General features: G+C 60.2%; 27 protein-coding genes and 2 pseudogenes. 17 read left to right on the forward strand and 12 right to left on the reverse strand.

Annotated elements, in window-relative coordinates; all coding sequences use genetic code 11:
• Positions 1-878: 878 nt before the first annotated feature.
• The 5 genes and pseudogenes from ISN39_RS23240 to ISN39_RS23255 form a co-directional block, all read right to left on the reverse strand.
• Positions 879-1,280 carry a cupin domain-containing protein gene (locus ISN39_RS23240; RefSeq protein WP_194730621.1) on the reverse strand — a complete coding sequence of 134 codons (402 nt, stop codon included), beginning with the start codon at positions 1,278-1,280 and terminating at the stop codon, positions 879-881.
• 162 nt (positions 1,281-1,442) lie between these two features.
• Positions 1,443-2,047: pseudogene (locus tag ISN39_RS36660) on the reverse strand (glyoxalase).
• Positions 2,048-2,193: 146 nt separating this feature from the next.
• Positions 2,194-2,433 (reverse strand): 4-oxalocrotonate tautomerase family protein, encoded by a 240-nt coding sequence (locus ISN39_RS23245; RefSeq protein WP_194730622.1) that lies wholly within the window; start codon positions 2,431-2,433, stop codon positions 2,194-2,196.
• 21 nt (positions 2,434-2,454) lie between these two features.
• Positions 2,455-3,168: an SDR family oxidoreductase gene (locus ISN39_RS23250; protein WP_194730623.1), complete on the reverse strand. Its 714-nt coding sequence runs from the start codon at positions 3,166-3,168 to the stop codon at positions 2,455-2,457.
• 143 nt (positions 3,169-3,311) lie between these two features.
• Positions 3,312-4,244 carry a LysR family transcriptional regulator gene (locus tag ISN39_RS23255; RefSeq protein WP_194730624.1) on the reverse strand — a complete coding sequence of 311 codons (933 nt, stop codon included), beginning with the start codon at positions 4,242-4,244 and terminating at the stop codon, positions 3,312-3,314.
• A gap of 421 nt (positions 4,245-4,665) precedes the next feature.
• Between ISN39_RS23255 and ISN39_RS23260 the strand changes: the two genes are divergently transcribed.
• Positions 4,666-4,872 carry a CsbD family protein gene (locus ISN39_RS23260; RefSeq protein WP_194730625.1) on the forward strand — a complete coding sequence of 69 codons (207 nt, stop codon included), beginning with the start codon at positions 4,666-4,668 and terminating at the stop codon, positions 4,870-4,872.
• Between the two features lie 528 nt (positions 4,873-5,400).
• On the opposite strand, the gene ISN39_RS23265 is transcribed toward ISN39_RS23260, so the two are convergent.
• Both ISN39_RS23265 and ISN39_RS23270 read right to left on the reverse strand, forming a co-directional pair.
• The gene (locus ISN39_RS23265; RefSeq protein ID WP_194730626.1) at positions 5,401-5,730 is read right to left on the reverse strand and encodes a hypothetical protein; all 330 of its coding nucleotides are present in this window, start codon (positions 5,728-5,730) and stop codon (positions 5,401-5,403) included.
• Between the two features lie 593 nt (positions 5,731-6,323).
• On the reverse strand, positions 6,324-6,533 hold the full coding sequence (locus tag ISN39_RS23270; protein ID WP_052451938.1) for a hypothetical protein: 210 nt from the start codon (positions 6,531-6,533) through the stop codon (positions 6,324-6,326).
• A gap of 477 nt (positions 6,534-7,010) precedes the next feature.
• Between ISN39_RS23270 and ISN39_RS23275 the strand changes: the two genes are divergently transcribed.
• Together ISN39_RS23275 and ISN39_RS36665 are read left to right on the forward strand one after the other, a co-directional pair.
• Positions 7,011-7,397, forward strand: coding sequence for a low affinity iron permease family protein (locus ISN39_RS23275; RefSeq protein WP_194730627.1), 387 nt, complete (start codon positions 7,011-7,013; stop codon positions 7,395-7,397).
• Between the two features lie 234 nt (positions 7,398-7,631).
• Entirely contained in the window at positions 7,632-7,730 is a 99-nt protein-coding gene (locus ISN39_RS36665; protein WP_246763497.1) for a low affinity iron permease family protein, read from the forward strand.
• 115 nt (positions 7,731-7,845) lie between these two features.
• Here ISN39_RS36665 and ISN39_RS37975 read toward each other — a convergent pair.
• Positions 7,846-8,019 (reverse strand): annotated as a pseudogene (locus tag ISN39_RS37975) (GFA family protein); the annotation flags it as partial.
• Positions 8,020-8,190: 171 nt separating this feature from the next.
• Between ISN39_RS37975 and ISN39_RS23285 the strand changes: the two are divergent.
• Positions 8,191-9,099: a hypothetical protein gene (locus ISN39_RS23285; protein ID WP_194730628.1), complete on the forward strand. Its 909-nt coding sequence runs from the start codon at positions 8,191-8,193 to the stop codon at positions 9,097-9,099.
• A 234-nt stretch (positions 9,100-9,333) separates the two neighbouring features.
• Here the strand turns inward: ISN39_RS23285 and ISN39_RS23290 are convergent, their stop codons facing one another.
• The 4 genes from ISN39_RS23290 to ISN39_RS23305 form a co-directional block, all read right to left on the reverse strand.
• Positions 9,334-10,608, reverse strand: coding sequence for a D-tagatose-bisphosphate aldolase, class II, non-catalytic subunit (locus ISN39_RS23290; RefSeq protein ID WP_194730629.1), 1,275 nt, complete (start codon positions 10,606-10,608; stop codon positions 9,334-9,336).
• Positions 10,605-11,588 carry a sugar kinase gene (locus ISN39_RS23295; protein ID WP_194730630.1) on the reverse strand — a complete coding sequence of 328 codons (984 nt, stop codon included), beginning with the start codon at positions 11,586-11,588 and terminating at the stop codon, positions 10,605-10,607. The genes ISN39_RS23290 and ISN39_RS23295 overlap by 4 nt, the downstream gene beginning before the upstream one ends.
• A complete protein-coding gene (locus ISN39_RS23300) occupies positions 11,585-12,778 on the reverse strand; it encodes an ROK family transcriptional regulator (protein WP_074072576.1) in 1,194 nt (397 codons plus the stop codon). Before ISN39_RS23300 ends, ISN39_RS23295 begins: the two co-directional genes overlap by 4 nt.
• Positions 12,779-12,880: 102 nt before the next feature.
• Positions 12,881-13,765 carry a sugar phosphate isomerase/epimerase gene (locus tag ISN39_RS23305; RefSeq protein ID WP_194730631.1) on the reverse strand — a complete coding sequence of 295 codons (885 nt, stop codon included), beginning with the start codon at positions 13,763-13,765 and terminating at the stop codon, positions 12,881-12,883.
• A gap of 408 nt (positions 13,766-14,173) precedes the next feature.
• On the opposite strand from ISN39_RS23305, the gene ISN39_RS23310 reads away from it, so the two are divergent.
• The 13 genes from ISN39_RS23310 to ISN39_RS23370 all read left to right on the forward strand — a co-directional run bounded on the left by ISN39_RS23310 (position 14,174) and on the right by ISN39_RS23370 (position 25,674).
• Positions 14,174-15,127 carry an AraC family transcriptional regulator gene (locus ISN39_RS23310; protein ID WP_074072574.1) on the forward strand — a complete coding sequence of 318 codons (954 nt, stop codon included), beginning with the start codon at positions 14,174-14,176 and terminating at the stop codon, positions 15,125-15,127.
• A 238-nt stretch (positions 15,128-15,365) separates the two neighbouring features.
• Positions 15,366-16,799 carry an extracellular solute-binding protein gene (locus ISN39_RS23315; protein ID WP_194730632.1) on the forward strand — a complete coding sequence of 478 codons (1,434 nt, stop codon included), beginning with the start codon at positions 15,366-15,368 and terminating at the stop codon, positions 16,797-16,799.
• Positions 16,800-16,912: 113 nt separating this feature from the next.
• A complete protein-coding gene (locus tag ISN39_RS23320; RefSeq protein ID WP_022712687.1) occupies positions 16,913-17,794 on the forward strand; it encodes a sugar ABC transporter permease in 882 nt (293 codons plus the stop codon).
• A complete protein-coding gene (locus ISN39_RS23325) occupies positions 17,794-18,630 on the forward strand; it encodes a carbohydrate ABC transporter permease (RefSeq protein ID WP_194730633.1) in 837 nt (278 codons plus the stop codon). The genes ISN39_RS23320 and ISN39_RS23325 overlap by 1 nt, the downstream gene beginning before the upstream one ends.
• 4 nt (positions 18,631-18,634) lie before the next feature.
• Positions 18,635-18,874, forward strand: coding sequence for a DUF2160 family membrane protein (locus ISN39_RS23330; protein ID WP_239603066.1), 240 nt, complete (start codon positions 18,635-18,637; stop codon positions 18,872-18,874).
• Positions 18,875-18,902: 28 nt separating this feature from the next.
• On the forward strand, positions 18,903-19,946 hold the full coding sequence (locus tag ISN39_RS23335) for an NAD(P)-dependent alcohol dehydrogenase (RefSeq protein WP_092585804.1): 1,044 nt from the start codon (positions 18,903-18,905) through the stop codon (positions 19,944-19,946).
• A 10-nt stretch (positions 19,947-19,956) separates the two neighbouring features.
• Positions 19,957-21,018, forward strand: coding sequence for a sn-glycerol-3-phosphate ABC transporter ATP-binding protein UgpC (ugpC, locus tag ISN39_RS23340; protein ID WP_194730634.1), 1,062 nt, complete (start codon positions 19,957-19,959; stop codon positions 21,016-21,018).
• A gap of 25 nt (positions 21,019-21,043) precedes the next feature.
• Positions 21,044-21,814: a glucose 1-dehydrogenase gene (locus ISN39_RS23345; protein ID WP_074072568.1), complete on the forward strand. Its 771-nt coding sequence runs from the start codon at positions 21,044-21,046 to the stop codon at positions 21,812-21,814.
• A gap of 12 nt (positions 21,815-21,826) precedes the next feature.
• Positions 21,827-22,552 (forward strand): SDR family oxidoreductase, encoded by a 726-nt coding sequence (locus tag ISN39_RS23350; RefSeq protein ID WP_194730635.1) that lies wholly within the window; start codon positions 21,827-21,829, stop codon positions 22,550-22,552.
• Between the two features lie 80 nt (positions 22,553-22,632).
• Positions 22,633-23,616 carry a hypothetical protein gene (locus ISN39_RS23355; RefSeq protein WP_194730636.1) on the forward strand — a complete coding sequence of 328 codons (984 nt, stop codon included), beginning with the start codon at positions 22,633-22,635 and terminating at the stop codon, positions 23,614-23,616.
• Positions 23,617-23,636: 20 nt separating this feature from the next.
• Positions 23,637-24,653 (forward strand): carbohydrate kinase family protein, encoded by a 1,017-nt coding sequence (locus ISN39_RS23360; protein WP_194730637.1) that lies wholly within the window; start codon positions 23,637-23,639, stop codon positions 24,651-24,653.
• Positions 24,654-24,706: 53 nt separating this feature from the next.
• A complete protein-coding gene (locus ISN39_RS23365; protein ID WP_194730638.1) occupies positions 24,707-25,435 on the forward strand; it encodes an SDR family oxidoreductase in 729 nt (242 codons plus the stop codon).
• A gap of 50 nt (positions 25,436-25,485) precedes the next feature.
• The gene (locus ISN39_RS23370) at positions 25,486-25,674 is read left to right on the forward strand and encodes a hypothetical protein (RefSeq protein WP_194730639.1); all 189 of its coding nucleotides are present in this window, start codon (positions 25,486-25,488) and stop codon (positions 25,672-25,674) included.
• Positions 25,675-25,747 lie beyond the last annotated feature (73 nt).

Below are 25,747 nucleotides of genomic sequence, written 5' to 3' on the forward strand. Positions count from 1 at the left end.
CAGTCCGCTCAAGCTTCCGACGTGCCGTAGATTAACCTCCTGCGGCGCGAGATGCGACGGGGCTCGCCTCGACCCCCAGACCCTCCGGGGCGAGCCCTTGTCGCATCGCATGAACTGGGTACCCGCCCAGAGTGGCAAGGGGACAACGGCTCGCTTGAAGGACCTGTTCGGCTTGCGGAAACACCGTTCATCACTCGACCGACCCCGCTCGGGCAGTTTCCTCGCGGAGCAAAAACGACACCTCAAGAGTAGATGGCTTGCTGGAGGCTGGCCGGTAATGGAGCCGGAGTGTCGCAAAAAAATGGGCCGCTGGGTAGTTGCGGCCCATGAGATGTGAAGGTGTGAACCTCCAGAGGGGAACAGCTGGCGGCACCTCGGCAGCTGTTTCTATATAGGGCCAAAGACAGCATTGAGCAACCCGCGATTGCTTAGCCGGCAGCTTCGGGCAGGCGGCCTTGTTCTTACTCCTCCTCATTGACCTGCTCAAGCAGCTCAAAGAATGAGGCACGGTAAGGCTAACGGGATACGAGGCCCCGGGGGCCTTACTCACTTGTAGCCGAGTGACTTCGAAGTCGGATCCATCCAAGAAAAGCCTGCCGTTGCGGTGACGGCGACAGCCAGTAAGATCCAACTGTCCAATCTCGCCTACTACCGTCCCGCAAGGCGCCGCGGGGACGCGGAGCGAAGTCAAGCATCACCCGGGAAATCCGGCGGATTGCTGCGCCCGAACGCCTTGATTGCAGAAACCAGATTGAAGCCACGACCCGGTATGTGATTGATGCAGCCGGGGCGGGGACACCAATGCGGCTCGGTTCTGATTCCCGGAGGAATGGGCATCGGTTCCGGACAGCGACAGCGCGCTGAGCCGCATCTGAAATCTACTTGACCGGTACGACGAGTGGGGTCCCTTTCTTGACGATATATGTGGCGAGTTCCGAGGCCTTGCCGCTGCCGACGTTTTTCGCCGTGTGGGCTACTCCGGCGGGAATGAACAAAGTTTCGCCGGCCTTGAGCGTGACGGGCGTCCTATCCTCGAGCTGGTATTCCAGCGAGCCTTTAAGGACATAGGCGATCTCTTCGCCGGGATGAGAATGCTTAGCGGCAACTGCGCCAGGCTCGACGTCGACGCGCACCTGAACAAGTTCGCGTCCGGGCACGTCGAGATCGTGCTGCAGAAGATCGGTGCGCTGAATTCCCAGTTGTTGAGCCTGCGCCATGTGCAGCGCCACTCCGCTCCCGGCGATCAGCAGGGCAGCTGCTACGAGTTTGATCGTTTTCATAATGGTCATCCTTTCGTGCTGAGACCAAGCCGTCACCTTCGAGGACGGCACCGCCAATTTGAGCGAGAGCATGTATCGTCGATGTGTCCGCGGGGCTGCGCTTTTGTAACGCCATGTAGAGGAATAAAGGGCTTTCATGTCGAGGGACTGCAGCGCCATTCTTCATGACGGCAACGGCTCGCCGGTTTGCTCCCGGACCATGTATTCGGCGTACAGGTAAGCTAGTCCCCGCCTGTGGCCGAGCTGCTTTTTGTAGGCGCCGTGGGCGATCGCACGACGCAAGGCGCTCGTGAGGTCGGCCGGTGACGGGAATCTCATAACGTCCGTGTCGACGCATCCCGGGATCGTTCGGTGACCTCTGGATCGCTGAACGTCGCGTACGAGAAGTAGCTGCGCTGCTCAGGATGCAGGCCGCTGACCGGAGGCTGCCCCGGACCGGCACCGTGGAAGATTTCGCTTACCTCGACGCCGTGGCCGATGAGTTGGCCGCGGGCCGCCTCGAACGCGCGAGACGACGAGATCGAGACCGCTTGCCGAGCCGGGCGCAGCCGATATTAGCCCCGTGCCGAAGTGGATCGAGGACGGCGAGCCTTGAGGTGTAAACTGCACGATCCGAAAGTTGTCATCAACAACAAAGTCGGCGTCGAGCCTCCAGCCGAGGCTGCCGTAGAAATCCTTTGCGCGCTCGACGTCGAAACGGCAGTGATGACGACCTCGAGCTTCAGATCGACCTTTTGCGGTCTCTCGCTGTTGGATACGAGTGTCATGGTATTTTTCGTTTTGTTTGAAAAAGGGCGGCGTCTCGCACGCGCCCTTTGTAGATCATCAGATTGACGAACGCAGCGATCTCAATCGTGTCGTGGGTTCCTGGGCGAAAGCCCGACCCTCGCGTGCGAAGCTTCCTGCCGGCGGCTCAGGATTTTGCTGCCGCGCCACGGATGCCGCGATACCGTACGGTCGGAAGGCCACCCCAGCCCCAATTGTCGAGATCGACCTCCTCAATCACAACGTAGGTCGACTCAAGGGGTTTGTTCAGCACGTTGAGCAGCACCTCACTGACGCCCTTGATAATGGCGGCCTTTTCCTCGGCGGTGACCGAATTGCGGTCAGGAATGGTCCCCTCGCGGGTAACCTGTACGGTGACGATAGGCATTGTGATCTCCCTTCGAGAAGTTCACCAGCGGCCGGCGTTCTGGCCGCCGTCGACGTGGAGGATTTCGCCGGTCACGAAACCAGCGGTTTCGAGATAAAGGACGGCATCGATGATGTCGCGGATTTCACCCATTCGGCCAACTGGATGCAATTCGGCGAGCGCCGAGTGCCTCTCCACCGGATGCATGGGCGTCTTGATCACGCCTGGAGACACCGCGTTGACGCGAACGCCGCTCTTCGAGAACTCCATCGCCAGAGACCGGGTCACGGCGTTCAGGCCGCCCTTGGTCAAGGAGGCGAGCGCCGAGGGCATCCCGACCATTGGCTGATCGGCAAGGCTCGTGGTGATGCTGACGATATGGCCCGAACCCTGCTTCAGCATCCAGGCGCCTGCGCGCTGGGTAATGTGAAAGAAGCCGGCCACATTGACACCGAGGTTGTGGTCATAGTCTTCGTGGGTCATTTCGATGAAGGGCTTGGCGAGGAAGACGCCGGCATTGTTTACCAGGGAATCGATGCGGCCAAAGCGCTCAATCCCTTCGCGCACGATCCGTTCGGCAGTCGCCGGCTGACTGATGTCGCCGGGCACGGCGTGAACATCCGGGTCCGTGCTGGGCTTGATCGAGCGGGACGTGGCGATGACACGGAAGTTCCGGTCGCGGTAGGCGCGAACCAATTCAGCGCCAATCCCTTGTGATGCCCCGGTGATGATGACGACTTTTCGTTCAGTACTCATGGACGTGGATCCTTTTTCAATTGCAGCGGGCGCTTCATCGCGCCGGCCCTTCGCCCTCGACGTTGGTGCAATTGATTTAGATCCATCCGCGCTCCGAGAGAATTGCCGGCGTTTGCGTGACACTCCTCCGGAAATCGGCATAATCAGCCGAGCGTACTTGCCTGCGATGCCAAGCGTGCAAATTCCGAGCGCAGTCGCGGCGTGGCGAAATCGACAAAGGCGCGGACCTTCGGGACGGGCATGCGGCCCTGTGGTGCGAGAAGATGAACCGGCAGCGGCGGGTGCTCGGCATCTGCGAGCACGATCGTCAGCCGGCCGTCCCTCACATAGTCTGCAACATGATACGAATAGAGCCTGGTCAAACCGCGCCCGGCAGCGGCCGAAGCGACTGCAGCCCGCACGCTGTTGACGATGCACCTCGGCGTGAACTGGACTGTCCGGGGAATGGATGAGCCCTGTGCCGGCGTGAAGCTCCACGAGTCGAGACCGAAATTGGTAAAGGCGACGATTTGGTGCTTCGTGAGATCTGCGGGTTCTTCGACGCGGGGATGAGTGGCTAGATAGCGAGGGGATGCAACGACTACGCGCCGCACATCGCCGCCGAGCCGGGTGGAGATATGTGATGAATCGGCGAGATGGCCGATGCGCAAGGCAATGTCGACACCTTCGTCCACCAGATTGACGAACCGATCCAGCAGCAGAAGCCGAACCGAAACGGCCGGGTGCAGGTCAAGGAAATCGTCCAGAATGGGATGCACGACTTCTTCCCCGAGGATTGGCGGCGCCGAAATCGTCAGCATCCCACGAGGGGCGGAACGCTCACCGCCGGCGAGCATGTCAGCCTCCTCGAGATCGACGAGGACCCGTCGGCAGGCTGCTGCGTAACGCTGACCCGCCTCGCTCAGTTTGAGGGTGCGGGTCGTTCGATGCAGCAGTTCAACGCCGACATGTGCTTCCAGGAAGCTCAGCGCCCGGCTGACCGCAGTCGGTGATCGCTTCAGCCGCCGGGCGGCACCTGCCAGACTGCCTTCGTCGATCGCGGTGACGAACACTTTCATTGCATCGATACGGTCCATATTATTCTGCCGATCTTCGGGATAGTGAAGGCCAACTCAGAAAGTGTTCACCTAAAATTAGCAGGAAGTAAACATGCGACGGACCTAAACAAGCATCCTCCGCCGGCTTCATCGAAGCGCACACAGCTAGTCTACGATGAAGTGACCAGACTCAAGATTCAAGCTGCCTTGCTATTGCCGGTGTTTTCCTGGGGGTTCGCTGCCTGTCTGCAATCGGAAGACTCTGATGATTTGGTGTTGGTCGTGCTGTTTGTGGTATTCGGATCAACCACAGGGGAGTTACAGGCAGCCGTCTCGACGGCTTTGTGAAAGGCATTAAGTGCCAGCCAGACCGCGCTGTCTGCGCCGTCAGGTGGCGCGGCTGCTCGGAACAAAACATGCCAAGGGCCGTTTCCTCGACACAACAAAAGGAGGAAGCACTATGGATTGGAATCGCGTCGAGGGTAATTGGAAACAGATGAAGGGCAAGATCAAGGAACAATGGGGCAAGCTCACAGACGACGACCTTGATCAGATTGCCGGCCAGCGCGAGCAGTTGGAGGGAAAGATCCAGGAGCGCTACGGCATTGCCCGCGACCGCGTCCATCAAGACGTCGATGATTGGTATGAAAACCAGACGTGGCACTAAGAAAGAAAAACCCGGCTAGACGCTGGGTCAGACTGCAGACAAACCCCTGGCTGTGCCGGGGGTTTGTGTTCACAGGGACATGGTGAAGAAACCTCCCGACTAGACGGTCGAGATGGCGCCGTTCGATGAGCTGATGCCGAACGATCACTGCTCATCTGCTCAGCAGTTGGGGCAAGGCGAGATATAACTGACGAAAGGAGACGTTCGAACGCTCCTTCGCCGATGCCAGGGGGCCTCATGGGCACCGCGGTAAGTCGCATCCGGGTCCGATGCCAGAGCTCATGGTCGCAACCGCCCAGAACATCAAGAAGATCAAGAACGGCAATCGCCAAAGCCCCCACGCAAGCCGCGCACCTCGCGGCGCAGGAGCTTACGTCCATGCCCGAAGCCGGGAGCTACGCGCTTTTCGATCCTGCACACCAACAGAGCAGCTCGCCAATCACACTTTGTGGTTCCGTCGCAGACTTTGGGCGGCCAGGTGCCCTAGCAGGCGAATGCCTCCCTCACATCTACGATGTAGTCGCCTGATTAATCGCACTTGTCTTGCTGAGCCTTCGCAGCAGCGGTTTTATCGCCATGCTGCTGTGCCACCACGTCCTGTTCAGACGTCGCAAGATTGGGGTTCGTAGCCAACGGCAGTGTTCCACCCTCTTTCTGAGGTGCATTGGCGCCAGCCTCGTTCTTTTGCGCTTGCGTGGTTTCACTGCCTTCCATCGGAGCACGAGTACCATCTTTGGCGATGCCGCTACGACCCTCCGTCGTTGTGGACCCGGTTATGTCCACGCAGTCGGCAAAGCTCGGTTGGGATGTCAAAGCTGCCATGCCAACGGCAATCAGAGCCAACGAAGTGAGTTTCATGACGCTTCCTCCTATTGTTGTTTTGATTCATCCTAACGAGGCAGCACACTCGAGGTTCCCACGGCATTTTCCCTGACTGACGGGAGATCGGGCGCCAAGGCTTGAAAAGTCCTGATCATAGCGCGTGCCGTCCGGAATAATGGCGATCAGCAGGTGGTGCGAAGGACCGGCGGCGGCTGACCGCGACGTCGGATATTCCCAATCTTCGACTTCACGGCTCCAACCCGGCAAGCGGTGAATGCTGGCGCGCATCGGCTTGGCGAGGAATGCCACTTTCGTCGATGATATCCAGCCAAAAGGAGCGGCTACCTGGGAGGAGTCGTCATGGGCTCGCCTCCAAAGAAGGAAGAGGCGAGCCCTTGGCCGCACGTGCTGCAGGAGATGTTGCCTTCCAGTCTGCAGCATTTTAACGCGGTCGGTGGCTTCAACTACCAGAGCGATAAAAAAGTTCCTCTACCTGCATGTGCAATGGAGGGAGCGCCACGTCCAAACAACCGAACAATGCGGCAAAATTGCCGATGACGCTGGCCATCGACCCTTCCTCGAGGGGCTTACCCTGATCTGCCGGTATCATTGCGACAAACCTCGCCGCGTCAATTCACGACCTGCACGTCTTCCTTCCGAAGGTCGTCGATGGCATCTATCGCTTCCTCGGCGGACCAGCCTGCACGGAGTGCTGCGGCAACCAGGCGCACTTCGGCCTCCTGCTGAAGTTTCAGATAAAGCCCTTCGAGCGCCTCTCTTGCTGTGACGACATGTTCATCGTGGAGCGGAATGGCTGGAATTCTATCTAGCTGAGGCATTTTCATCTCCCCTGTTAAAGATGGTTTTTTCTCGGGGTGTTGCCATTCGAGCTGCGCGAAGGCGTTTGCTCTTCGCGACACGAAGGCGACGTTCTTCGTCGAGGATATTCTTCGCGGTCTGCGTCGTGCGCTTCGCACGGTCCATGCGTTCTTGCTGGAGCACTTGCCATCCTCTCGATGTTGATGCGCCCGGACTCCAGCTAGAGTTTGCGCTAGATGCGTCAACCCCGAGTGTCAGCGCCGGAACTACCAAGTGCGGATCTGGGGGTATGCAGCTGCCCAACTTTTCAGGCCCCAATCAACAACCGACAGTGAGCCGCATTGCAGCTCGTCCCCGGGCCGTGAACATTGACCGCCTGCGAAAAAGGAACACTGCCGACATATTCATGCGTACCCGCCAGAGGACCGACGTCGATGCGCAGAGGAACCGCTACGCTTCCCGGCCGTTAATGGGAACGATCAGCGCGGAGGTAGCAAATGGCGTCCAGGTTTTTTTCCAAGTTCGCAGCAGGAGTGGCCGACCTTTCCGGCCGACCGGGGACCTTCATTCTTGCGGTATCTTTGGTTCTGATTTGGGCGATATCCGGCCCGTTCTTCAACTTCTCGGAGTCGTGGCAGCTCGTCATCAACACATCCACCACCATAATCACTTTCCTGATGGTCTTCGTGCTGCAGAACTCGCAAAATCGCGACGGGAAAGCTCTTCAGGCGAAGCTCGATGAACTGATCTTGACATCCCAGGCGCAGAATAAGTTCGTCGGAATTGAAAAACTCGGCGAGAACGAGCTTCGAGCAATGAGCAAGATGCTGGCGGAAAAAGCCGAGTGCGTTGATCAAAAGGCGGAGGAGAAGACGGCAGTTTAGCAGGACACTCCATGCGTCGCCTGACCAGCCTGGTGAGGAAAGCGTGCGCACCCCCAGTAGCTCATCAGCTCGTTGGTCGCCTGTCGGATCACTCCGTATCGTCGGAAGCAAGGCTTGCCCTGATGGCCGTTGCCGCAGTTATCGCAATCTGGGTTATTTTCGGTTTGGCGACGGGTCCAACCAAGCAATGGCTCCTGGCCACAAATATGCTAGGGAACACTGGCAACCTGTTTCATCCTCGTTCTTCTCCAGCATTCCCAGAACCGCGACACGCGGGTGCTTCACACGAAAGTCGATGAACTCATTAGGTCAGTGGCGCGCGAAACCACATGATTGGTGTGGAACGGCTGGAGAGGGACGAGGACGCCCCGGTTGTGGGAGGGTGACCCTGGTCGCGGCCCGCGAGGCCAGAACGACGACGGCGGCTGCGAGCAAAGTCCTTCGCAAGCTAGAATCTCTCCTGCGTTTCCTCTTCTGGCAAACCGGGTCCGCATTCCGCCCACCGCAGGCGGCTTTCGACGCCATAGTGCCCCGCCGGTCGAATCCGCTCGGGATGATCGAGAGACCCGGCGGTCAGTCGTATCAATTCGTCCCCGTCGTATTGCAGAAAGAGCGGCGTCCCGCGGTTAGACCGCCGGAACATTGAACAGGCGTCGGCGTTAAGTCTCTGCAATAACTTCAAAACCTCAAGATCGGAGGCAACGCCATGGGTCGCGGTATTCTTCTTTGGCTTCTCGGCATTCCACTGCCAATCGTCATTCTCCTTGTTCTCTTCATGCGATAGGGGGTGTCCATGTCCATGTCCATGACAGGTCCAGACGTCGCGGCCACTCCTGTCGAATCGTCCAAGTCCGCGATGTCGTGGGGACCGATCCTCGGTGGTGCTTTTGCCGCCACAGGCGTTACCCTGATCCTTTTGCTTCTCGGATCTGGTGTCGGGCTGACGATGGTGTCACCTTGGGCGGGACAGAGCGCTTCGGCAGAGGCCATTGGCGTGACGGCCGCGATTTGGCTGGTGGTCGTGCAGTGGTTGTCGGCAGCGTTAGGGGGCTACCTCACGGGCCGGCTCCGCACAAGATGGGCAGCTGTTCACACCGACGAGGTCTTCTTCCGGGACACCGCTCATGGTTTAATCAGTTGGGCGGTTGCCACGATTTTCGTGGTGGGTTTCCTGACGTCATCTTTGACCTCGCTTGCTGGGGCCGGCGCGCAGGCAGTCGGCCAAGCGGCGACCAACGCAAGCCTTGCTGGCGCTGTCGCAGCAGGATCATCACAGTCGCCGGCGACCGATGTCTCGGCGTCCTATTTCACCGATGCTTTGCTTCGACCAGACCGAAACCGCGCGCAGGCCACGACCGACCAGGGTGCAGCCACGGCTGAAGTCTCGAGAATCCTTCTTCAAGGCGCCGCTCAAGGCGGGATCCCAGATGAGGACAAAAACTATCTCGCAACGATCGTGGCATCGCACGCAGGTCTTTCGGAGGCCGATGCCAAGACGCGCGTTGACGCCATCTTAAAGCGTGTGGAGGATGCCAAGGTCGCTGCCCAAAGAGCTGCAGATGAGGCACGTGAGGCAGCGGCAACGACTGCGATGCTCGGCGCTCTGTCTCTCCTGATAGGCGCTTTCATTGCCTCTGCTGCCGCAGCACTCGGAGGCCGACAGCGAGACGAGGAAGAAGACGTAATTCTAAATCGCATGTGAAACCGACATCCGCCGCATGTTCTGTAAATGCTCTGCAGTCCCGGACCTCCGGCAGCTTGAGGCAGAAGTCCGGGACGAGACCATAGCGTCAGGATCACCGTGGCGCCGGCGACCTCGTCGGCAGGTGTCGTCTCGCTGACGAAGCCCTTGTTTCTCGTTGCGAGCTTACCGCTTGGGTCTGTCCATCGCAACGTTGCGCTAGGGTGGGGTCGTCGTTGATTGCGATGCGTGTTGTTATCGACCCGGCTGATGAGCGCTTTGGTATTCGTCGAGAACTGCCCGCACCGCGTCGATCAGCAACTCCTGCGGTTCAAGGGGCTTTCCAGCGTACCTCACAAAAGTGGGCAGATGCTGCCGGAAAAGAGGTGCCGGGATGATCCGGCCGTCGAGTGCTTGCGTGAGCCGCGAGACGGCACCCTCGGCCGCGGGGTGGTTCCAGTAGTAGCGAATACGATCGGAATAGGAGTAGTGTCGCAGGATATGCTGCTTAGCCTGCGAACCCTGATAGTGGCCTTTCCAGTGGCCGGGGTTCTTCCTCATCAGCGCGTCCATCACGACCATGAGGTTTCGGCTCGGATAACCGGGGATGGAGTCGCTTGCGATGAGGTCAAGTCCGTAGAGTGCTTCCCGAAGTGCGAAGGTCAATTCCGGTCCGACCTTGAGGATGGCGAATCCGTCCTCGACGAGTTCGCGGAGCGCTTCCGCGCCCTGATAGTCAGTCGAATGCGCCTCATAGACAAGCGCGGGCTCCTCGTCGAGCAGCGCGGAAAGGGTTTGTGCTTTCGCCCGGTCGTAGACAATGACGTTTTCATTGCCGAACTCGACTCCAGGCTGGACGACAAGCGCCAGCACGCGGTCGAAGGCCTTGCCGAGGCCCGCTTCGTCAAACCGCGTCCGGTGCAGCGCAATCGTCTTGCGCGCCGCGTCGACGCCCGTCGGTTCGAGCGTGGTGATTACATGATGCGCGCCGCCAGGCGGCGGCACTTCGGTTCCGATGACATAGACCGGTGGCTCACCGCCTGAAGAGGCCGCGCACCGTTCCGCCACGGCCGCCAGCCTCACGGCCCGTCCGGCTGTCGTCGCGTCGTCGAGCGTGACCGGTTCACCCGCGCAGCCCATGGACGTATCGAGATGGAGCTTGCGGAAGCCAGCCTCGACATAGGCGGCGATCATCTCTTCCGCTTTGGTCATGGCGACCTCGGCAGGTTCTGCGCGCCATGGATTGGGACCAAGATGATCGCCTCCGAGGATGACCTTGTCTCGCGGCAGGCGCTCTTCGCCGGCGATCTTTTCCACCAGCGCCACAAAATCACGGGGCTTCAAGCCCGTGTACCCACCGAACTGATTGACCTGATTGCAGGTCGCCTCGATCAATACCGGACCATCGCACGCCACGGCATGTCGAAGGGCCGCGCGCATCACGATGGGATGAGCCGAGCAAACGGAAGTGATGCCGAACATGCCGCCCGTGCGTCGGCTGCGCGCTAGGTTGGCGAGTACGAATGTCATGGGCTGTGCCCCGGTGTCATGGCGATGAAGGCGTCAAGTTCGGCGCGGGTGCCGGCCCCCTCCATCGGCCCCTTGGCCGTGACATTGCGGGCGCCGGCCGCATTGGCATAGGTGAGCGCCTGTTCGATTGGCATACCGAGCCGGCGGCACGCGACATAGGCGCCACCGAAGCAGTCTCCGGCGCCGGTCGGATCGATTTCTTCGACTGCGAAGGCCGGGCAGTCGATGCGTCGGCCTTCCCGTGTGAAGACGGTCGAGCCCTTTGCGCCGCGCTTGAGTGCCACTTCGCTGGCGTTACGGGCGAAGAGCGCATGGACCGCCTCACTTTCGCCCTCGACGCCAGCCGCGACGAACAGCTCTTCTCCAGACGGGAGGATCAGGTCGGCGATATCGACAAGCCTTGCGAAGCGGGCGCGGGTTTCGGATTGCCCGAGCAACTCCTTGCGGACGTTCGGGTCGAAGGAGATGCTGCCGCCGCGAGCCTTGATCGCCGCGATCGCGTGTTCGATAATCTCGATGGCGCCGGGTATAGCAAACGCGGTTCCCATGACATGCAGGTGGCCCGATCGGGCAATGAGCGCGCGCGCCGCGGCGGTAAGGTCGATCTGGGCGGCGGCGGATCTTGCTATGTTGAACACGAAATCGCGCGAACCGTCATTCCGGTAGCGCACGAAGGCGCTGCCGGTTGGAAACTCTGGGCTGGTCGAAATAGCCGAGACATCGGCGCCGTCCGCGCGCAGCCGTGCGACATTGACGCGGCCGAAGTCGTCGTCGCCCACGCAGGCGATGATGCCGGCCGAACCGCCTATTCTGGCGCATTGATCGATGAAGATTGCCGGAGCCCCGCTGGGGTAGGGGCCGATGAGAGTGATCGGCTCGAGAAAGCCCGTGCCGCGATCCGTTGCCATGATCTCGACGAGGATCTCGCCGATCGTTATCGTTGGTCCAAGGGCATCAGGGGCTAAGCCTGTCGGTGTCATGCAGCATCCTCGGCAGGGCGCGCGCTGTCGGTCAGGAGATAGCGCTGGTGAAGCATGCAGGCAGCGCCGAAGGCCGGCCCCACCGTCTCATCGTCATTTGTTTCGATCAAGGGCAGCGGAAAGCTCTCCTCCTGCATGGAGCGAATGTGATGCAGGACGCGCGCCGCCATCAACGGATAGAGCGCGGCGACCGAACCGCCAAGGACGACCCTGTCGGCATCGATGATCCTGCAGGCCTGAATCAGGCCGTAAGCCAGCGCACGCGCCCAGTCTTCTGCTATGGCGACGGCGCCGGGAACGCGGTCGCGCACATCGGCCAGAAAAGTCGCGAAGTTCGGTTCCGGCTGCGTCGAGACGGAACGATAGATGCTCAGGATGCACTCCAGACCGAGGACGCTTTCCAGGCTGCGGCCGGGCGCATCGGCACCATCGACGCGCAGATGCCCGATTTCGCCGGCAAGTCCCCGCGCGCCGCGAAGCACGGTCCCGTCGACGACGATGCCGCCGCCCACGCCGCTTTCCATGACGAGATAGAGCGTGACCCCCGAATGGACCTCCCGAGCGCCGTAGCTCGCGCCGGTCGCGAAGGCGTTTGCGTCATTCTCCACCATGACCGGCATTTGTGCCGGCACGGCCGCACGCACGAGATCGGCAAGCTGTATGTTCTGCCAGCCGAGCAGGGGAGCGGTGTTGATCAGCCCCTTTCGGTCCATTTGCGCCGGCACGGCGACGCCGAGGCCCTCGAAGCGGCTGCGGTGTTCGGCCGGCAATGTGTCGAAGGCGATCGCGATCGCGCGCGAGACCGCAGTCTCGACATCGACGGATGGGCCGTCGAATGGCTCCATTCGGTTGTTGACGATGCGGCAGGCGAGATCGACCTCAACCACCGTGATATGTTCGACGCCGATCTCGATGCCGAGAAAAAAGGCGGCTTCGGGCATAAGTTCGAGCATGATGCCCGGCCGCCCCGCGTGGGTCGTCTGGGCCTGCTCGGCGGTTCCCACCTCGCGGACGAGGCCCTCGGCGGTTAGTCCGGCGATGATATGGCCGGACGAGGAGCGATTGAGCCCTAGAATGCGCGCAAGCTCCGCCCGGCTCAAGCGGCCGTGGCGATAGAGCGCCCGCATCGCCGCGAGTTCATTGCGCTGGCGGATCCCGCTCGGAGACGCGATTGGACCCACTTCATTCACGGGCGATTCTCCTTGCCTCTCTTGTCCGACCACTGACACATCATGACTGGGCCGCAAACGCCCGGTATCTACCGGACTTCACCTTTCCCCCATCTTTCGCCGTCACGGCCGCGCAACGGTCGCGCGACGGCGTTTCGCCTCGTCCATCTTGAGGTCGATGAATCGCTTTGCATGCTGCGCGAGCGGCATGTTTTCGGTCCAGGTGTCGCGCCAGATCGCGCAGGCAAGCGACAGACCTTCATCGACGACAGCGCTCGAAAAGGATTCGAAGGTGATGTCGCGCTCGTAGTCGATGTCGAGCAATGCATCGAACATGAGATCGAAATTGATGACGCCGTCGCCGAGATAGCCGCGATTGCTTTCGCCGATATGAAAGTAGCCGATCTTATCGCCCGCTAGCCGGATGGCCGCCGCCGGGTTCGCTTCCTCGATGTTCATATGGAACGTGTCGAGGTGCAGCCGCACATGTTTTGAGCCTACCTGCTCGATGAAGGCGAGACCCTGGGCGGTGGTGTTGAGAAGATTGGTCTCGAAACGGTTCACCACTTCAAGAACAAGGTCGATCCCTGCAGACTGGGCAAGGCCAGCCGTCTTGGCGATGGCCGCGACGCTGCTGTCCCATCCCTTTTTGGTCGGCATCCGGGCGTATTTCGCGTGGGCGGAATAAAGGATGCCGCCGAGCTTGCTCCCGCCTATGTCGCGCACGGCGCGCACGGCGTCGGCCAGCATGCCTTCGCCCGCTCGAACCGCCTGCGCATCTTCGCTCGACACGTCGTGGCTGACCGGAAGGCCCATGGTGACAGCAATATCGAGTTTCAGCGCCGCAGCCCGCTGGGCGAGTGCATCGAGATCGAATTTCTCCGGGCGCAGGTAGGCGAACTCAATGAGGTTGTAACCGCAGGAGGCGGATTTCTCCATTGCTTCCTCAAGCATCGACTGGGTTTGTCCGCCCGTCCACACGAAAGAATGAATACCTAACCGGCCCATCTTCTCCCCCTATCAAAAAGTATGTTGCATTGCGCAACAAATAAAGCTTCAGGCGCGTCTGTCAAGCGGATTTCCAGATCGAGGATGGTCGAGCATTCGATGTCAAAATGAGCAAATGCTTTTTTCGGCGTGCAAATGCCTCAATAGTGGCCTGCAGGTGCTTGGGAACTTGGGGTTATGAGATTGGTGTTGACAGCTTTCCCAAATGAACTAATTTGTTTTTTCAGGCAACATATAAGGCGCAAACCAGCGCCAACGGAAGGCCGACGTGCAGGGGGAACCAATGGCTCGCTTGCTCTTAAGCTGCGACTGGCCAAGGGAGCCGAACGACGAAACGCTCTTTTGGCGTGCATGCCGACATAGGCGCCCGCGGAACCACGACCTGCCTGTCGGGAGGAGGTTATTTCCATGAAAGCCGATTTGCGGATCGTACCCGATTTCGAGATGATCATCTGCCCGCCAGCAGAATCCTTTCGCTGGAACATGCATGACTACCCTTATTTCCGAGCGAAGTGGCACTATCATCCTGAATACGAACTGCATCTCACCCGCACGACTTCGGGCGTCATGATGGTGGGCGACTATATCGGCGAGTTCGAGCCTGGCTGCCTGGTGCTGACTGGTCCGAACGTGCCGCACAATTGGGTCAGCGATATCGAGCCCGGCAAGCTGATCCGCAACCGCGACGTGCTGATCCAGTTTACCCCCGAATGGGCCGATCGCGTCGGCTCATTTTGTCCCGAGCTCGGCACGATAAAGCCGCTTTATGAGGACGCGGTCTACGGCGTGCAATTCTTGGGCGCCACGGCACTTGAAGGCCGGCGGCTGCTTGCGCAGATGGGCTCCGCCCACGGCGCCGAGCGTGTCGTGCTCTTCCTGCAGCTGATGATCGCGCTGGCACGCAATCCCGCCGAGCGGCGCAGGCTGTCGCGGCTCGCGCCGGCCTCTTCGCAGATGGAACTGCCCCATGAGCTGGACGTCGCCATGCGCTATGTGCTGGAGCACTACAGCGACGACATCGATCTGGCCTCGGTCGCAAAGGTCTGCGGTCTCGAGCCGCAGGCCTTCTCGCGCTTTTTCAAGCGCCAGACCGGTCATACCTTCGCGCGCTACGTCATCCTTGCGCGCATCTATGCCGCCTGCTCGTTGCTTACCCAGACCTATCGGCCGATCACCGAGATCTGCTTTGAGGTCGGGTTCAACAACATTGCCAATTTCAACAGGCAGTTCTTCAAGATCTGCGGGCGCACGCCCTCGGATTACCGGCGCAACGCCCACAAGATCGGAACGCAAGCGCGAAGCGATCCCTTCCGGGAAATTCGTGCCTATTCGGCGGCCATGGCAGTCGGCGAAAAAGTATAGGTCGCCGGCAAACCACGCGTGGCGGAGCAAAAGACCGCGCACTAAGCTCTTCTTACGCCAATAGGAACGAAGCCGGGAAAGCAGCCCAGAGGTCGCGATCCTATGAAGGCGAACCGTATCTGGAAGCCGGGAGGAGCCGTGCTGCCGGAACCTGGGAGGAGCCGACACCTGTCGGTCGTGGGAACGTACTTGCCGGCCAGCGCCCGCAAGTGGTGCAAAGGCACAAGGAGGAGGAATTATGATCAGGAAAAGTGGAATTGGAATCGCTGCGCTTGCGATCGGTGTTCTTACGAGCGTAATACCCGCAAGGGCCGATTTCTGGTCGGATGCCGGCGCAAAATACAAGGGTGTCGTCCTGCACGGCGTGACCGAAAGCACGCCGCCGTCCAACTACATCAAGGACGTGCTTGCGCCGGAATTCGAGAAAAAGACCGGCATCAAGGTCCAGATCGAGACCACCTCCTGGGACCAGATGTACGACAAGGCCATCAAGGACATGGAAGCCAAGACCAGCATCTATGACATGGTCTATATCGAGCAGGACATCATCTATGCCTATCTGGGGCGCAGCTTCCTGACCGACATTTCGAAATCGCTGAAGGACGATCCGTCACTGAAGGCGCCGGAATTCGATGAAACCCATTTCACGACATTCGCCAACTACTTCAAGAACGCCGACGGCGATCTCTTCGGTATTCCGATGGAAGCCTTCATCAAGGTCTATCTCTATCGCACCGACCTCTTCAATGATCCAAAAATCCAGGAAGCTTTCAAGAAGGAGACCGGCAAGGATCTGGCTCCGGCCAAGACCCATGAGGAATATACCCAGATTGCTGAGTTCTTCACCAAGTACGGCAAGGACAACGGGATGGAGCTCTGGGGAACGACGGCCCAGGCGCACACCGGTCACCCGGCCTCCTGGTACGAATTCTTCGAGTCGATCGCTCCGACATTCGGCGTCTACAACTGGGGTATCGACGCCAACAACAACTATGCCGCCTCCGTCGAGAATGGCGGCCAGATGAACAGCGACAAGGCCAAGGCCGCCATCAAATACTGGCTGCATCTGCGGGACATCGCTCCGCCTGAATCTGCTGCTTCAACCTGGACGGAAGTCGGGACGACATTCGCCGCCGGCCGCGTCGCACAGGGCCTGGTTTATGGCGAGAACGCCGCCTGGATCGCGTCGGATGCAGAAAAGTCCAAGGTGGTCGGCAATGTCGGCGTCGCGCTTCCGCCCACCGAACCCGACGTCCTCAAGGAGGTCGAGGGCGGCAAAGGCTATCTCGGCTACTATGACGGCGGTGCCTTCGGCTTGCCGGTGACGTCGAAGAACAAGGAAGCGGCCTTGCTCTTCCTGCAGTTCATCGGCCAGGACTCGGTCCAGCCCGATTGGGCGATTGCCGCACCCCGCATCACCAATACCGCGACCTATGACGATCCCAAGGTCCTCGACATGGATAAGAAGCTGAATGGCTACTACACCATGCTCAAGGACCAGGGAAAGCTCTTCGCCGGCGCGCCGCCTTTCCCCTTCCATGCGCAGGTGCGTGAAGCCACGGCGCCGATCTTCTACAAGATCCTCTTAGGCGAAGTAGGTCCGGATGAGGGCCTCGACCAGATGGCGGCGGCGGCCGAAGCAGAGCTGAAGAATCTCGGCTATCGCAAATAACACCGACAAGAGCCTGCGTCCGGGTGGCCTCTCCCAGGACCGCCACCCGGGCGCAGTTGCCGGATAGTGCAGGCTGTTGATCTGCACGGATATCTTTCGGGAGCACGGAATTCATGCGTTCAAACACTGTCGGCTGGCTGATGCTCGCCCCGACGATCGCGATCCTCGGCATCTTCGGCATCATACCCTTCATCTACGTGCTTTACGTGGCATTCCACCAGTGGAACCCGTTCGGCGCCAGCCCCGACATGATCTACAACGGCGCCAACAATTTCCGCCGCCTTGTCTTCGACGCCGAATTCCTGACCTCCATTGCCTTTACCATGAAATTCGCATTCTTCGCGGTGCTGAGCGAGATCGCGCTGGGCTATCTCCTCGCCCAGCTCTTCATGAAGGAATTTCCTGGACGGGGCTTCTTCCGCACGATCCATACACTGCCCCTGATCGTCGCGCCCATCGTCGTCGGCTCGGTCTGGCGCCTGATGACGACGCCCAGCATCGGCATCATCCCCTATCTCCTGAGAAACTGGTTCGGATACGATCTCAACATCGGCCGCGACGCCACCACCGCTTTCACCCTGACCGTCATCATGGACATCTGGCACTGGACGCCGCTGGTGACGCTGACACTGCTTGCCGCACTGCTCGCCCTGCCGAAAGAGCCGTTCGAACAGGCGCAGATCGATGGCGCCAACCGCCGCCAGATCTTCTGGCACGTCACACTGCCGATGATCCGACCGGCAATTCTCGCAACGGTCTTTATCCGCCTGATGGATGCGCTGCGCACTGTCGATGAAGTCTGGATGCTGACCTCGGGCGGGCCGGGAGCCGCAACCCGTTATGTCGGGTTGCACATCTGGAAGATCGTCTTCCCAAAAACCGACTACGGCTATGGCGCCGCGATCTCGGTGATCGTCCTTTACCTCACCCTGGTGATGTGCTGGCTGCTCTATGTCGCCCTCGTGGCTCGACGCGAACGGAAGAGGACATTCTGATGCCGGGCCGCAATCCCCTTCTTTACGTGGCGCTTTGGCTGTTGCTGAGCCTGCTGACGCTTTTCCCGATCTATTGGCTTTTCGTCATTTCGGTGAAGCCGGCGGTCGATCTCTTCACGACGCCGAGCCTGTTTCTCGACGTGATCTACTGGAAGAATTACGTCAACGTCTTGGGCAATGAGACGCTGCGCGGCTACATGCTCAATTCGATGATCATATCCAGCGGCAACGCCGTGCTGGTCACGGTGCTGGCCTTCATGGCTTGCTATGCGCTCTCGCGCTTCGACCTCGCAGGCAAGGAGAACATCTTCTTCTGGACGATCACCAACCGCATGGCGCCGGCGGCGGTGTTCCTTTTACCTTTCTTCCTGCTCTTCACCCAGATCATCACGTTCGGCGACTGGAAGCTTTACGACACGAAGATCGGCATGATCCTGCTCTATTGCACGTTCAACCTGCCTTTCGCGATCTGGACGCTGAGGCCCACCATCGACGGAATTCCCAAGGAACTCGATGAGGCCGCGACCGTCGATGGTGCCTCGACGTGGCAGGTTATTCACGAAGTCATCTTCCCGCTTGCACGGCCTGGCCTTGCCGTCACGCTGATCCTCACCTGGGTCTTCGCCTGGAACGAGTTCCTGCTTGCCGCGACCCTGACCAGCTTCAACGCGCGCACCATCACCACAGGCCTTTCGGAATATGTGACGACAACGGGAACGGAATGGGGGGCGATGGCGGCGATCGCCGTGATCACGCTCATCCCCGCCCTCGTCATATTCGCAGTGGTCCAGCGGCATATCGTGGCAGGTCTCACCTTCGGCGCAGTCAAGGAGTAGAGCGATGCAAGAGCCATTTGACTCCGGACAGATCGATGCCGAACCGGAAGTGGCGGGCCGCAAATCCGAGCGGACAGGCTTTCTGCCGATCATCACCAACTGGTTCGACCGCGTCTTCGTCGGCATCTACCTGTTCGTCGCGCTCGAACTCTTCTGGATGCGGTTCCTCGAACAATCAATTCCGCTGACGGTCTGCCACGTCCTGGCCATCGCGCTCGGGGTCCTGATCGTATGGCGCGGCTGATGCTTCTTGAGACAATAGGACAGAGACAATGAAAGCGCTGGTACTGGAAGAGAAGATGAAGCTGTCGCTGCGCGATTTCCCGATCGAGCGTGACGAGGTGCTCGGCCCACGCGACGTGCGCATCAAGCTCCACACCGTGGGCATCTGCGGCTCCGACGTGCATTACTATACACATGGCGGCACCGGCGTATTCCAGGTGAAAGCACCGATGATCCTCGGCCACGAGGCGTCCGGCACCGTGATCGAGACCGGTGCCGAGGTCACGTCGCTCAAGGTGGGCGATCGGGTCTGCATGGAGCCGGGCATTCCCGATCCCAATAGCCGCGCGACGCGCCTTGGCCTCTACAATATTGATCCGGCAGTCCGCTTCTGGGCGACGCCGCCCATCCATGGCGTACTCAGGCCGACGGTCGTCCATCCGGCCGATTTCTCCTACAAGCTGCCCGACAACGTTTCCTTCGCCGAAGCCGCCATGGTCGAACCGCTGGCAGTGGGTGTGCATGCGGCCACCAAGGCGCAGGTCAGGCCGGGCGACATAGCCTTGGTGATCGGCGCTGGTCCGATCGGCCTGGTGACAGCGCTGTCGGCTGTCGCGGCCGGCTGCGCGCGGGTGTTCGTGAGCGACATCGATGACGCCAAGCTGGAGCTTGCCGCCAAGCTCGGTCCAATCTCACCGGTCAACGTTGCGCGGCAGGAACTGGCCAGGGAAATCCTTGCCGCCACCGGCGGCTGGGGCGTGGAGATCGTTTTCGAGTGCTCGGGCCATCCCGGAGGTGCCGAGGGCGTATTCGACCCGCTGGCACCCGGCGGTCGTGTGGTCTTCATCGGTTCGCAGGTCCATCCGATCCACTACGATGTCGGCAAGGCCATGGTGCGCGAGGCGCGCGTGGAGCATGTCTTCCGCTATGCCCATGTCTTTCCGCGCTGCGTGGCCATGCTGTCATCGGGGGCGATCGACGTGAAACCGCTCATCACCCGTACGTTCGATTTCGACGAAAGCGTTCGGGCTTTCGAGATCGCGGCTTCCGCTGCCAAGGGCGAAGTCAAGATGCAGATCGCACTGCCGCAATAGAGGAACTCATATGGCTCACGTCACCGTCAAGAACGTTACAAAGAATTATGGTGCGCTGCCGGTCATCCACGGTGTCGGCATAGACATTGCCGATGGCGAATTCGTCGTGCTGGTCGGGCCGTCGGGCTGCGGCAAGTCCACCCTGCTGCGGATGATCGCAGGGCTTGAAACGATCTCCGGCGGCACGGTCGCCATCGGCGGCAGGGTCGTCAACGACGTCCTTCCCAAGGACCGTGACATCGCCATGGTGTTTCAGAACTACGCGCTCTATCCGCACAAGACCGTGGCAGACAATATGGGCTTTCCTCTCAAGCTCAAGGGCGCGCCGAGGAGCGAGATCGAAGCGAAGGTCCGCAGGGCGGCCGAAATTCTCGATCTCGGCAAACTGCTTGATCGCTACCCGAAGCAGCTCTCGGGCGGCCAGCGCCAGCGCGTCGCCATGGGACGCGCGATCGTCCGTGATCCCCAGGTCTTCCTGTTCGACGAGCCGCTTTCCAATCTCGACGCCAAGCTGCGCGTGACCATGCGCGTCGAGATCAAGGAACTTCACCAACGGCTGAAGACGACCACCATCTATGTGACGCATGACCAGATCGAGGCCATGACCATGGCCGACAAGATCGTCGTGATGCGCGACGGACGGGTGGAGCAGATCGGCGCGCCGCTCGATCTCTATGATCGCCCGGCCAATGTCTTCGTGGCAGGTTTCATCGGCTCGCCGTCGATGAATTTCGTTCCCGGCAGATTGTCGATGGAAAGCGGGCGGCTGGCCTTTGTCAGCAACAAGGGCACCGTGTTGCCGGTGCCAGAGGGCACGCCGAGCCACGGCGAGCCTGTCATCTACGGCATCCGTCCAGAACATATCGATGTGCGGCCCGACGGAATGCCGGCGACGATCTCGGTTCTCGAACCCACCGGCTCGGAAACACAGATCTTTGCACATCTCGGCGGCGATGCCATCATGGCGGCCGTTCGCGACCGCATCGCCGCGCTGCCGGGCGCGGCTATCTCGCTGCGGATCGACCCGGCCCGGGTGCATCTGTTTGATGCCAAGAGCGGCCGGCGTCTCTAATTCTGCATAGCCACTGGAGCAAGACATGTTCTTCGAGAAATTCCGGATGGATGGCCAAACCGCTGTGGTGACCGGCGGCGGACGCGGTATTGGCCTTGCCTGCGCCGAAGCGCTTGCCGAGGCAGGCGCCCGAATCGTCATCATCGATCGCGACGAAGCGCTCGCCGAATCGGGCCGGCAGGCCTTGGCTGGCAAGAGTGTCGAAGCCGATGCGCTGGTCCTCGATGTCACTCATTCCGCAGCCGTCGACAAAGCCGCTGCGGATATCTTCGCAAAGCACGGTCGCATCGACGCGCTGGTCGCCAACGCAGGCATTGCCCGGACCGGTACGGCCGCAGAGGATACGCCGGACGAACTCTGGCTCAATGTCAACGATGTGAACTACAACGGCGTCTTCTGGTGCAATCGCGCCTTCGGCCGCTACATGCTGAAGGCCGGCCGTGGTGCAATCGTCAATATCGGTTCGATGTCCGGCTATATCGTCAACCGTCCACAGCTGCAGACTTATTACAACGCTTCAAAGGCCGCCGTCCACCATCTGACCGCCTCACTCGCCGTGGAATGGGCCGACCGTGGCGTTCGCGTCAACGCCGTCGCACCAACCTATATCGAAACCGAAATGACGAAGACTGTGGTCGACAAGAAGATGATGGACATCTGGATCCGTGACACGCCGATGGGCCGCATGGGCCAGCCCCATGAGATTGCGTCGGTGGTGCATTTTCTCGCCTGCGACGCATCGAGCCTGATCACTGGCGCGACCGTCAAGGCTGACGGCGGCTTCACTTGCTGGTAGGAGGTATTGGCGATGGATTTTTCAAACAGGCATGTGGTGGTGACCGGCGCCGGCAAGGGCATCGGCCGGGCGACTGCCGTCATGCTGGCCCAGCGTGGGGCCAAGGTGACCGCGCTATCGCGCTCGGCGGCCGATCTTGAGGAACTGAAGAATGAAATCGGATGTATCCCAATCGCGGTCGATCTTGCCGATCCGGACGCGACGCGCGCTGCAGCCCTTGAGGCCCTTCCGGCCGATTTTCTGATTAATTGTGCGGGCACGACCGAGCTTGAGTCCTTTCTCGATCTCAAGGTCGAGAACTTCGATCTGCTCTATGCCGTCAATACGAGGGCACCGATGATCATTTCCCAGGAATACGCCCGCGACATGGTGAAGAACAGCCGGAAAGGCGCAATCGTCAACGTATCGAGCGTCGCCGCCTTTGTCGGTATTCCCGATCACGCGGCCTATTGCGCTTCCAAGTCCGCTCTCGACGGGCTGACCCGGGTAATGGCTAAGGAACTTGCGCCGAAGGGCATCCGCGTCAACGGCGTGCATCCCACCGTGACGCTCACCCCCATGGCTATCAAGGCCTGGAGCGATCCAAAAAAGGCAGCCGGCATGCTCAATCGCATTCCGGTCGGCCGTTTCGCCGAACCCGAAGACATTGCCGAGGTCATTCTTTTCCTGCTCTCTGACGAGGCAGCAATGGTCAACGGCCTGTCGATGCCTGTGGATGGTGGTTACATGATCGCCTGACGGTTTTGCGAGGCAGATGCCTCAAATTGTGAACCTTCCCGCCGCCGGTCTGGCGGCCTCAGATTTTCAAGGATCAGCGCATGACACGCTTTGACGCAAAAATCGCCAAGATCAGGGCCGGCAACTACAAGCGAACGGATTTCATCATCGCGGACGCGAAGGATGGCGACATGGGGCCGAGCATTCCATCCTGCGGCCCGAAGCTCGAGAAGGACTGCTCCTACACGCGCTACCGGACGCGGGCGGAATTCCTCGACCAGATCAAGGCCGTGATCACCCAGGACATCGTCGATATCATGCTGACCTCCGCCTCCAATCTCGAATTGCTGACGGAAAGCGGCGCTTACGCAGGCAGCAATGTAAAACCCGCCATTCGCGCCAATGATGCGACGGATATCTGGGTGGGACGCGGCGCGACCTATGCCTCTCAGCCGTCACGGCCCTATCGCACTGCTTCTCTGTCGGTCAACCGGCGCCATACAGATCTCGGCCTCTATTCGATCACCTTCAACAACGATCTCGACGCGGACTACAATTCGCTGCTCGCCTTCCTGGATTTCGTAGAGGACGCGCACGACCACGGCTTCAACTATTTCCTGGAAGTCTTCAATCCGAACGTCGACACCGGTATTTCGCCTGACCTCCAACCACATTTCGTAAATGATTGCATATGCCGGGCGCTGGCCGGGCTGACACGTGCGCAGCGGCCGCAATTCCTGAAGATTCCGTTCAATGGCCCGAAGGCGCTGGAGGAGCTCACGTCCTACGACCCGAGCCTGATCGTCGGCGTGCTAGGCGGCGGGGCGGGTACTGCGCGCGACACGTTCGAACTCATTCACCAGGCGGAGAAATACGGCGCCCGCGTGGCGCTTTTCGGTCGCAAGATCAATCTCGCCGAAGACCCGCTCGCCATGGTGAAATTCATGCGTGCCGTAGCAGATGGTGATCTCAGACCAGAGGAGGCGGTCAGGGCCTATCACGGCGCACTGCAGGCAGGCGGTCAGCAGCCGATGCGGACACTCTCCGACGACACGGTCATCACCGAAAAGGTTTTGATGAATTGACACCGCCAAGGGAGGAGAGCATGGCCGGAACGAGCAGGCGCGGTTTCATCGCCGGCGGGACCTGGTGCCTCGACCGAAATCGCAGGATAGACGCATGGCCAAGGGAAGACAGCGTCGGTATCGCCTGGGGGCTCGAGGAACGCGGCGGCGGCCCGGCCTGCAATCTTGCCATCGACATCAAGAGGCTCGACCCGGCAATCCCGGTCGAAACCATTGGATTGGTGGGCAACGACGAGGCCGGCCGAAAGCTCATCGCCGAAGCCGAGCGAGCTGGTCTCGACCGTCGGCAGATGCATGTCAGCGACCAGGCGAGCACCCATACGACCGAGGCCTTCATCTCGCAGGCAAGTGGACTGCGCACACATATTTCCGAGATCGGCGTTTCGGCGCTGCTTTCGCCGGATCATTTCGATTTTTCTGGAACCACCGCGCGCTTCTTGCATCTCGGACTTCCCGGCATACATCCCACGATGGATGCGCCCTGGGGCGACAATGCCAACGGCTGGGTGACAGTGCTCAAAGCCGCTCGCGCCGCTCGTCTTGAGACCAATCTCGAACTTTGCACGGTCACGCCGGAACGCCTGCGCGGCCTGATCCTGCCCTGCCTACCGCATCTCGATACGCTCATTGTCAACGACAAAGAGATCGGGGCGCTTGCAGAGATGGAAACCACTCGGGACGGCAGGACTGACGTTGATGCGTGCGCGGCGGCCTCGGCCGTCATTCTCAAGCAGGGCGCGATGCGGCTTATCACCGTCCACTTTCCCGAAGGCGCGATCACCGTCACGCGGTCAGGAGAGAAGATCTTCGTGCCCTCCGTCAAGATACCTCGCAATGCGATTGTCGGACCGAACGGTGCGGGCGATGCCTTCGCGGCAGGCTTCATGTACGGCCTGCACGAAGACTGGGCAATCAAGGACTGTCTTTGGCTCGGCCATGCGGCGGCCGCCTGTTCGCTGCGGAGCGCGGGCACGACTGACGGTGTCGTTGAGTGGAAGCAATGCCTCGAAACGGCAAGCCAGTGGGGAAGCCATTGAGTGAGGTGGCCGCTGGATTTGCAGAATGTGATCTGACGCAGAAGGAGACGAGCATGGTCAAGCAATTGGAAGGTATGGTGGCGGCAGTTACGGGTGCGGCCTCCGGCATCGGACTGGCGAGCACGAGGGCGATGGTCGCGGAGGGCGCGCGCGTGGTGCTCGTCGATCGCGACCAGAAGGCTCTGGACGCAGTTTGCGACGAGCTCGGTAATGTCGTAATCCCCCTGGTGATCGATCTTCTCGATCCCGCCAGTTGCGCGAGCCTGATGCCGTCTATCGAGAAACTGACCGGCCAGCTCGATATTTTTCACGCCAATGCAGGCACCTACATCGGGGGTGACCTGATCGAGGCCGACACCGCCGTTATTGACCGAATGCTCAACCTCAACGTCAACGCAGTCATGAAGAACGTCCATGATGTTCTGCCGCACATGATCGCGCGCGGCTCGGGAGACATTATCGTCACAAGTTCAGTGGCGGGGCATTATCCCGTTCCATGGGAGCCCGTCTATTCGGCTTCGAAATGGGCCATGACCTGCTTCGTTCAGACCGTGCGGCGCCAGGTCAACAAGAAGGGCATCCGCGTGGGCTCGGTTTCGCCCGGACCGGTGATCAGCGCGCTGCTTGCCGACTGGCCAGAAGAAAATCTCCAAAAGGCGAAGGAATCCGGAAGCCTCATCGAACCGTCGGAGGTGGCCGATGCCATCATCTTCATGCTGACCAGGCCGCGAAATGTCACAATTCGCGATGTCGTTGTGCTGCCGACGAATTTTGATATCTGACTGCGCAGTCGATCTTTGGCCAGATAGTTCGCGCGATGATACCAGGCAGGATGCTGAAGCTCGAACCGGGACCGGGGTTGATTTCCAATCTCATCCAGGGCTTTCGAATGTTGCTGGCGATGATGCGCGCTACGGCGGATATGCGCCAGTGCATCGCTCAACGGATCGAACACGTCGTTGAAGCGTCGCACGCGGCGGGCGCTGAGGAGGAGACCGGCGTCGGCAATGCCGTCGCCTGACGTCCGTTCAGGTCTCTGTCAGGTTCTTCAGCCACCTAGGCGCTACCCACTCTGGAGCGCCCATGCCTGAAAT

This window comes from Rhizobium sp. 007, assembly GCF_015353075.1.
Classification (GTDB): domain Bacteria; phylum Pseudomonadota; class Alphaproteobacteria; order Rhizobiales; family Rhizobiaceae; genus Rhizobium.

Excerpts from the sequence above, each read along its gene's own strand:
- ISN39_RS23305 (WP_194730631.1), bottom strand. The coding sequence starts at position 13,765 with ATGGGCCGGTTAGGTATTCATTCTTTCGTGTGGACGGGCGGACAAACC.
- ISN39_RS23295 (WP_194730630.1), bottom strand. The coding sequence starts at position 11,588 with ATGACACCGACAGGCTTAGCCCCTGATGCCCTTGGACCAACGATAACG.
- ISN39_RS23260 (WP_194730625.1), top strand. The coding sequence starts at position 4,666 with ATGGATTGGAATCGCGTCGAGGGTAATTGGAAACAGATGAAGGGCAAG.
- ISN39_RS23290 (WP_194730629.1), bottom strand. The coding sequence starts at position 10,608 with ATGACATTCGTACTCGCCAACCTAGCGCGCAGCCGACGCACGGGCGGC.
- ISN39_RS23285 (WP_194730628.1), top strand. The coding sequence starts at position 8,191 with ATGTCCATGTCCATGACAGGTCCAGACGTCGCGGCCACTCCTGTCGAA.
- ISN39_RS23330 (WP_239603066.1), top strand. The coding sequence starts at position 18,635 with ATGCAAGAGCCATTTGACTCCGGACAGATCGATGCCGAACCGGAAGTG.
- ISN39_RS23270 (WP_052451938.1), bottom strand. The coding sequence starts at position 6,533 with ATGCCTCAGCTAGATAGAATTCCAGCCATTCCGCTCCACGATGAACAT.
- ISN39_RS23345 (WP_074072568.1), top strand. The coding sequence starts at position 21,044 with ATGTTCTTCGAGAAATTCCGGATGGATGGCCAAACCGCTGTGGTGACC.
- ISN39_RS23360 (WP_194730637.1), top strand. The coding sequence starts at position 23,637 with ATGGCCGGAACGAGCAGGCGCGGTTTCATCGCCGGCGGGACCTGGTGC.
- ISN39_RS23325 (WP_194730633.1), top strand. The coding sequence starts at position 17,794 with ATGCCGGGCCGCAATCCCCTTCTTTACGTGGCGCTTTGGCTGTTGCTG.
- ISN39_RS23250 (WP_194730623.1), bottom strand. The coding sequence starts at position 3,168 with ATGAGTACTGAACGAAAAGTCGTCATCATCACCGGGGCATCACAAGGG.
- ISN39_RS23275 (WP_194730627.1), top strand. The coding sequence starts at position 7,011 with ATGGCGTCCAGGTTTTTTTCCAAGTTCGCAGCAGGAGTGGCCGACCTT.
- ISN39_RS23240 (WP_194730621.1), bottom strand. The coding sequence starts at position 1,280 with ATGAAAACGATCAAACTCGTAGCAGCTGCCCTGCTGATCGCCGGGAGC.
- ISN39_RS23350 (WP_194730635.1), top strand. The coding sequence starts at position 21,827 with ATGGATTTTTCAAACAGGCATGTGGTGGTGACCGGCGCCGGCAAGGGC.
- ISN39_RS23355 (WP_194730636.1), top strand. The coding sequence starts at position 22,633 with ATGACACGCTTTGACGCAAAAATCGCCAAGATCAGGGCCGGCAACTAC.
- ISN39_RS23370 (WP_194730639.1), top strand. The coding sequence starts at position 25,486 with ATGCTGAAGCTCGAACCGGGACCGGGGTTGATTTCCAATCTCATCCAG.
- ISN39_RS23320 (WP_022712687.1), top strand. The coding sequence starts at position 16,913 with ATGCGTTCAAACACTGTCGGCTGGCTGATGCTCGCCCCGACGATCGCG.
- ISN39_RS23315 (WP_194730632.1), top strand. The coding sequence starts at position 15,366 with ATGATCAGGAAAAGTGGAATTGGAATCGCTGCGCTTGCGATCGGTGTT.
- ISN39_RS23245 (WP_194730622.1), bottom strand. The coding sequence starts at position 2,433 with ATGCCTATCGTCACCGTACAGGTTACCCGCGAGGGGACCATTCCTGAC.
- ISN39_RS23335 (WP_092585804.1), top strand. The coding sequence starts at position 18,903 with ATGAAAGCGCTGGTACTGGAAGAGAAGATGAAGCTGTCGCTGCGCGAT.
- ISN39_RS23265 (WP_194730626.1), bottom strand. The coding sequence starts at position 5,730 with ATGAAACTCACTTCGTTGGCTCTGATTGCCGTTGGCATGGCAGCTTTG.
- ISN39_RS23255 (WP_194730624.1), bottom strand. The coding sequence starts at position 4,244 with ATGGACCGTATCGATGCAATGAAAGTGTTCGTCACCGCGATCGACGAA.
- ISN39_RS23365 (WP_194730638.1), top strand. The coding sequence starts at position 24,707 with ATGGTCAAGCAATTGGAAGGTATGGTGGCGGCAGTTACGGGTGCGGCC.
- ISN39_RS23310 (WP_074072574.1), top strand. The coding sequence starts at position 14,174 with ATGAAAGCCGATTTGCGGATCGTACCCGATTTCGAGATGATCATCTGC.
- ugpC (WP_194730634.1), top strand. The coding sequence starts at position 19,957 with ATGGCTCACGTCACCGTCAAGAACGTTACAAAGAATTATGGTGCGCTG.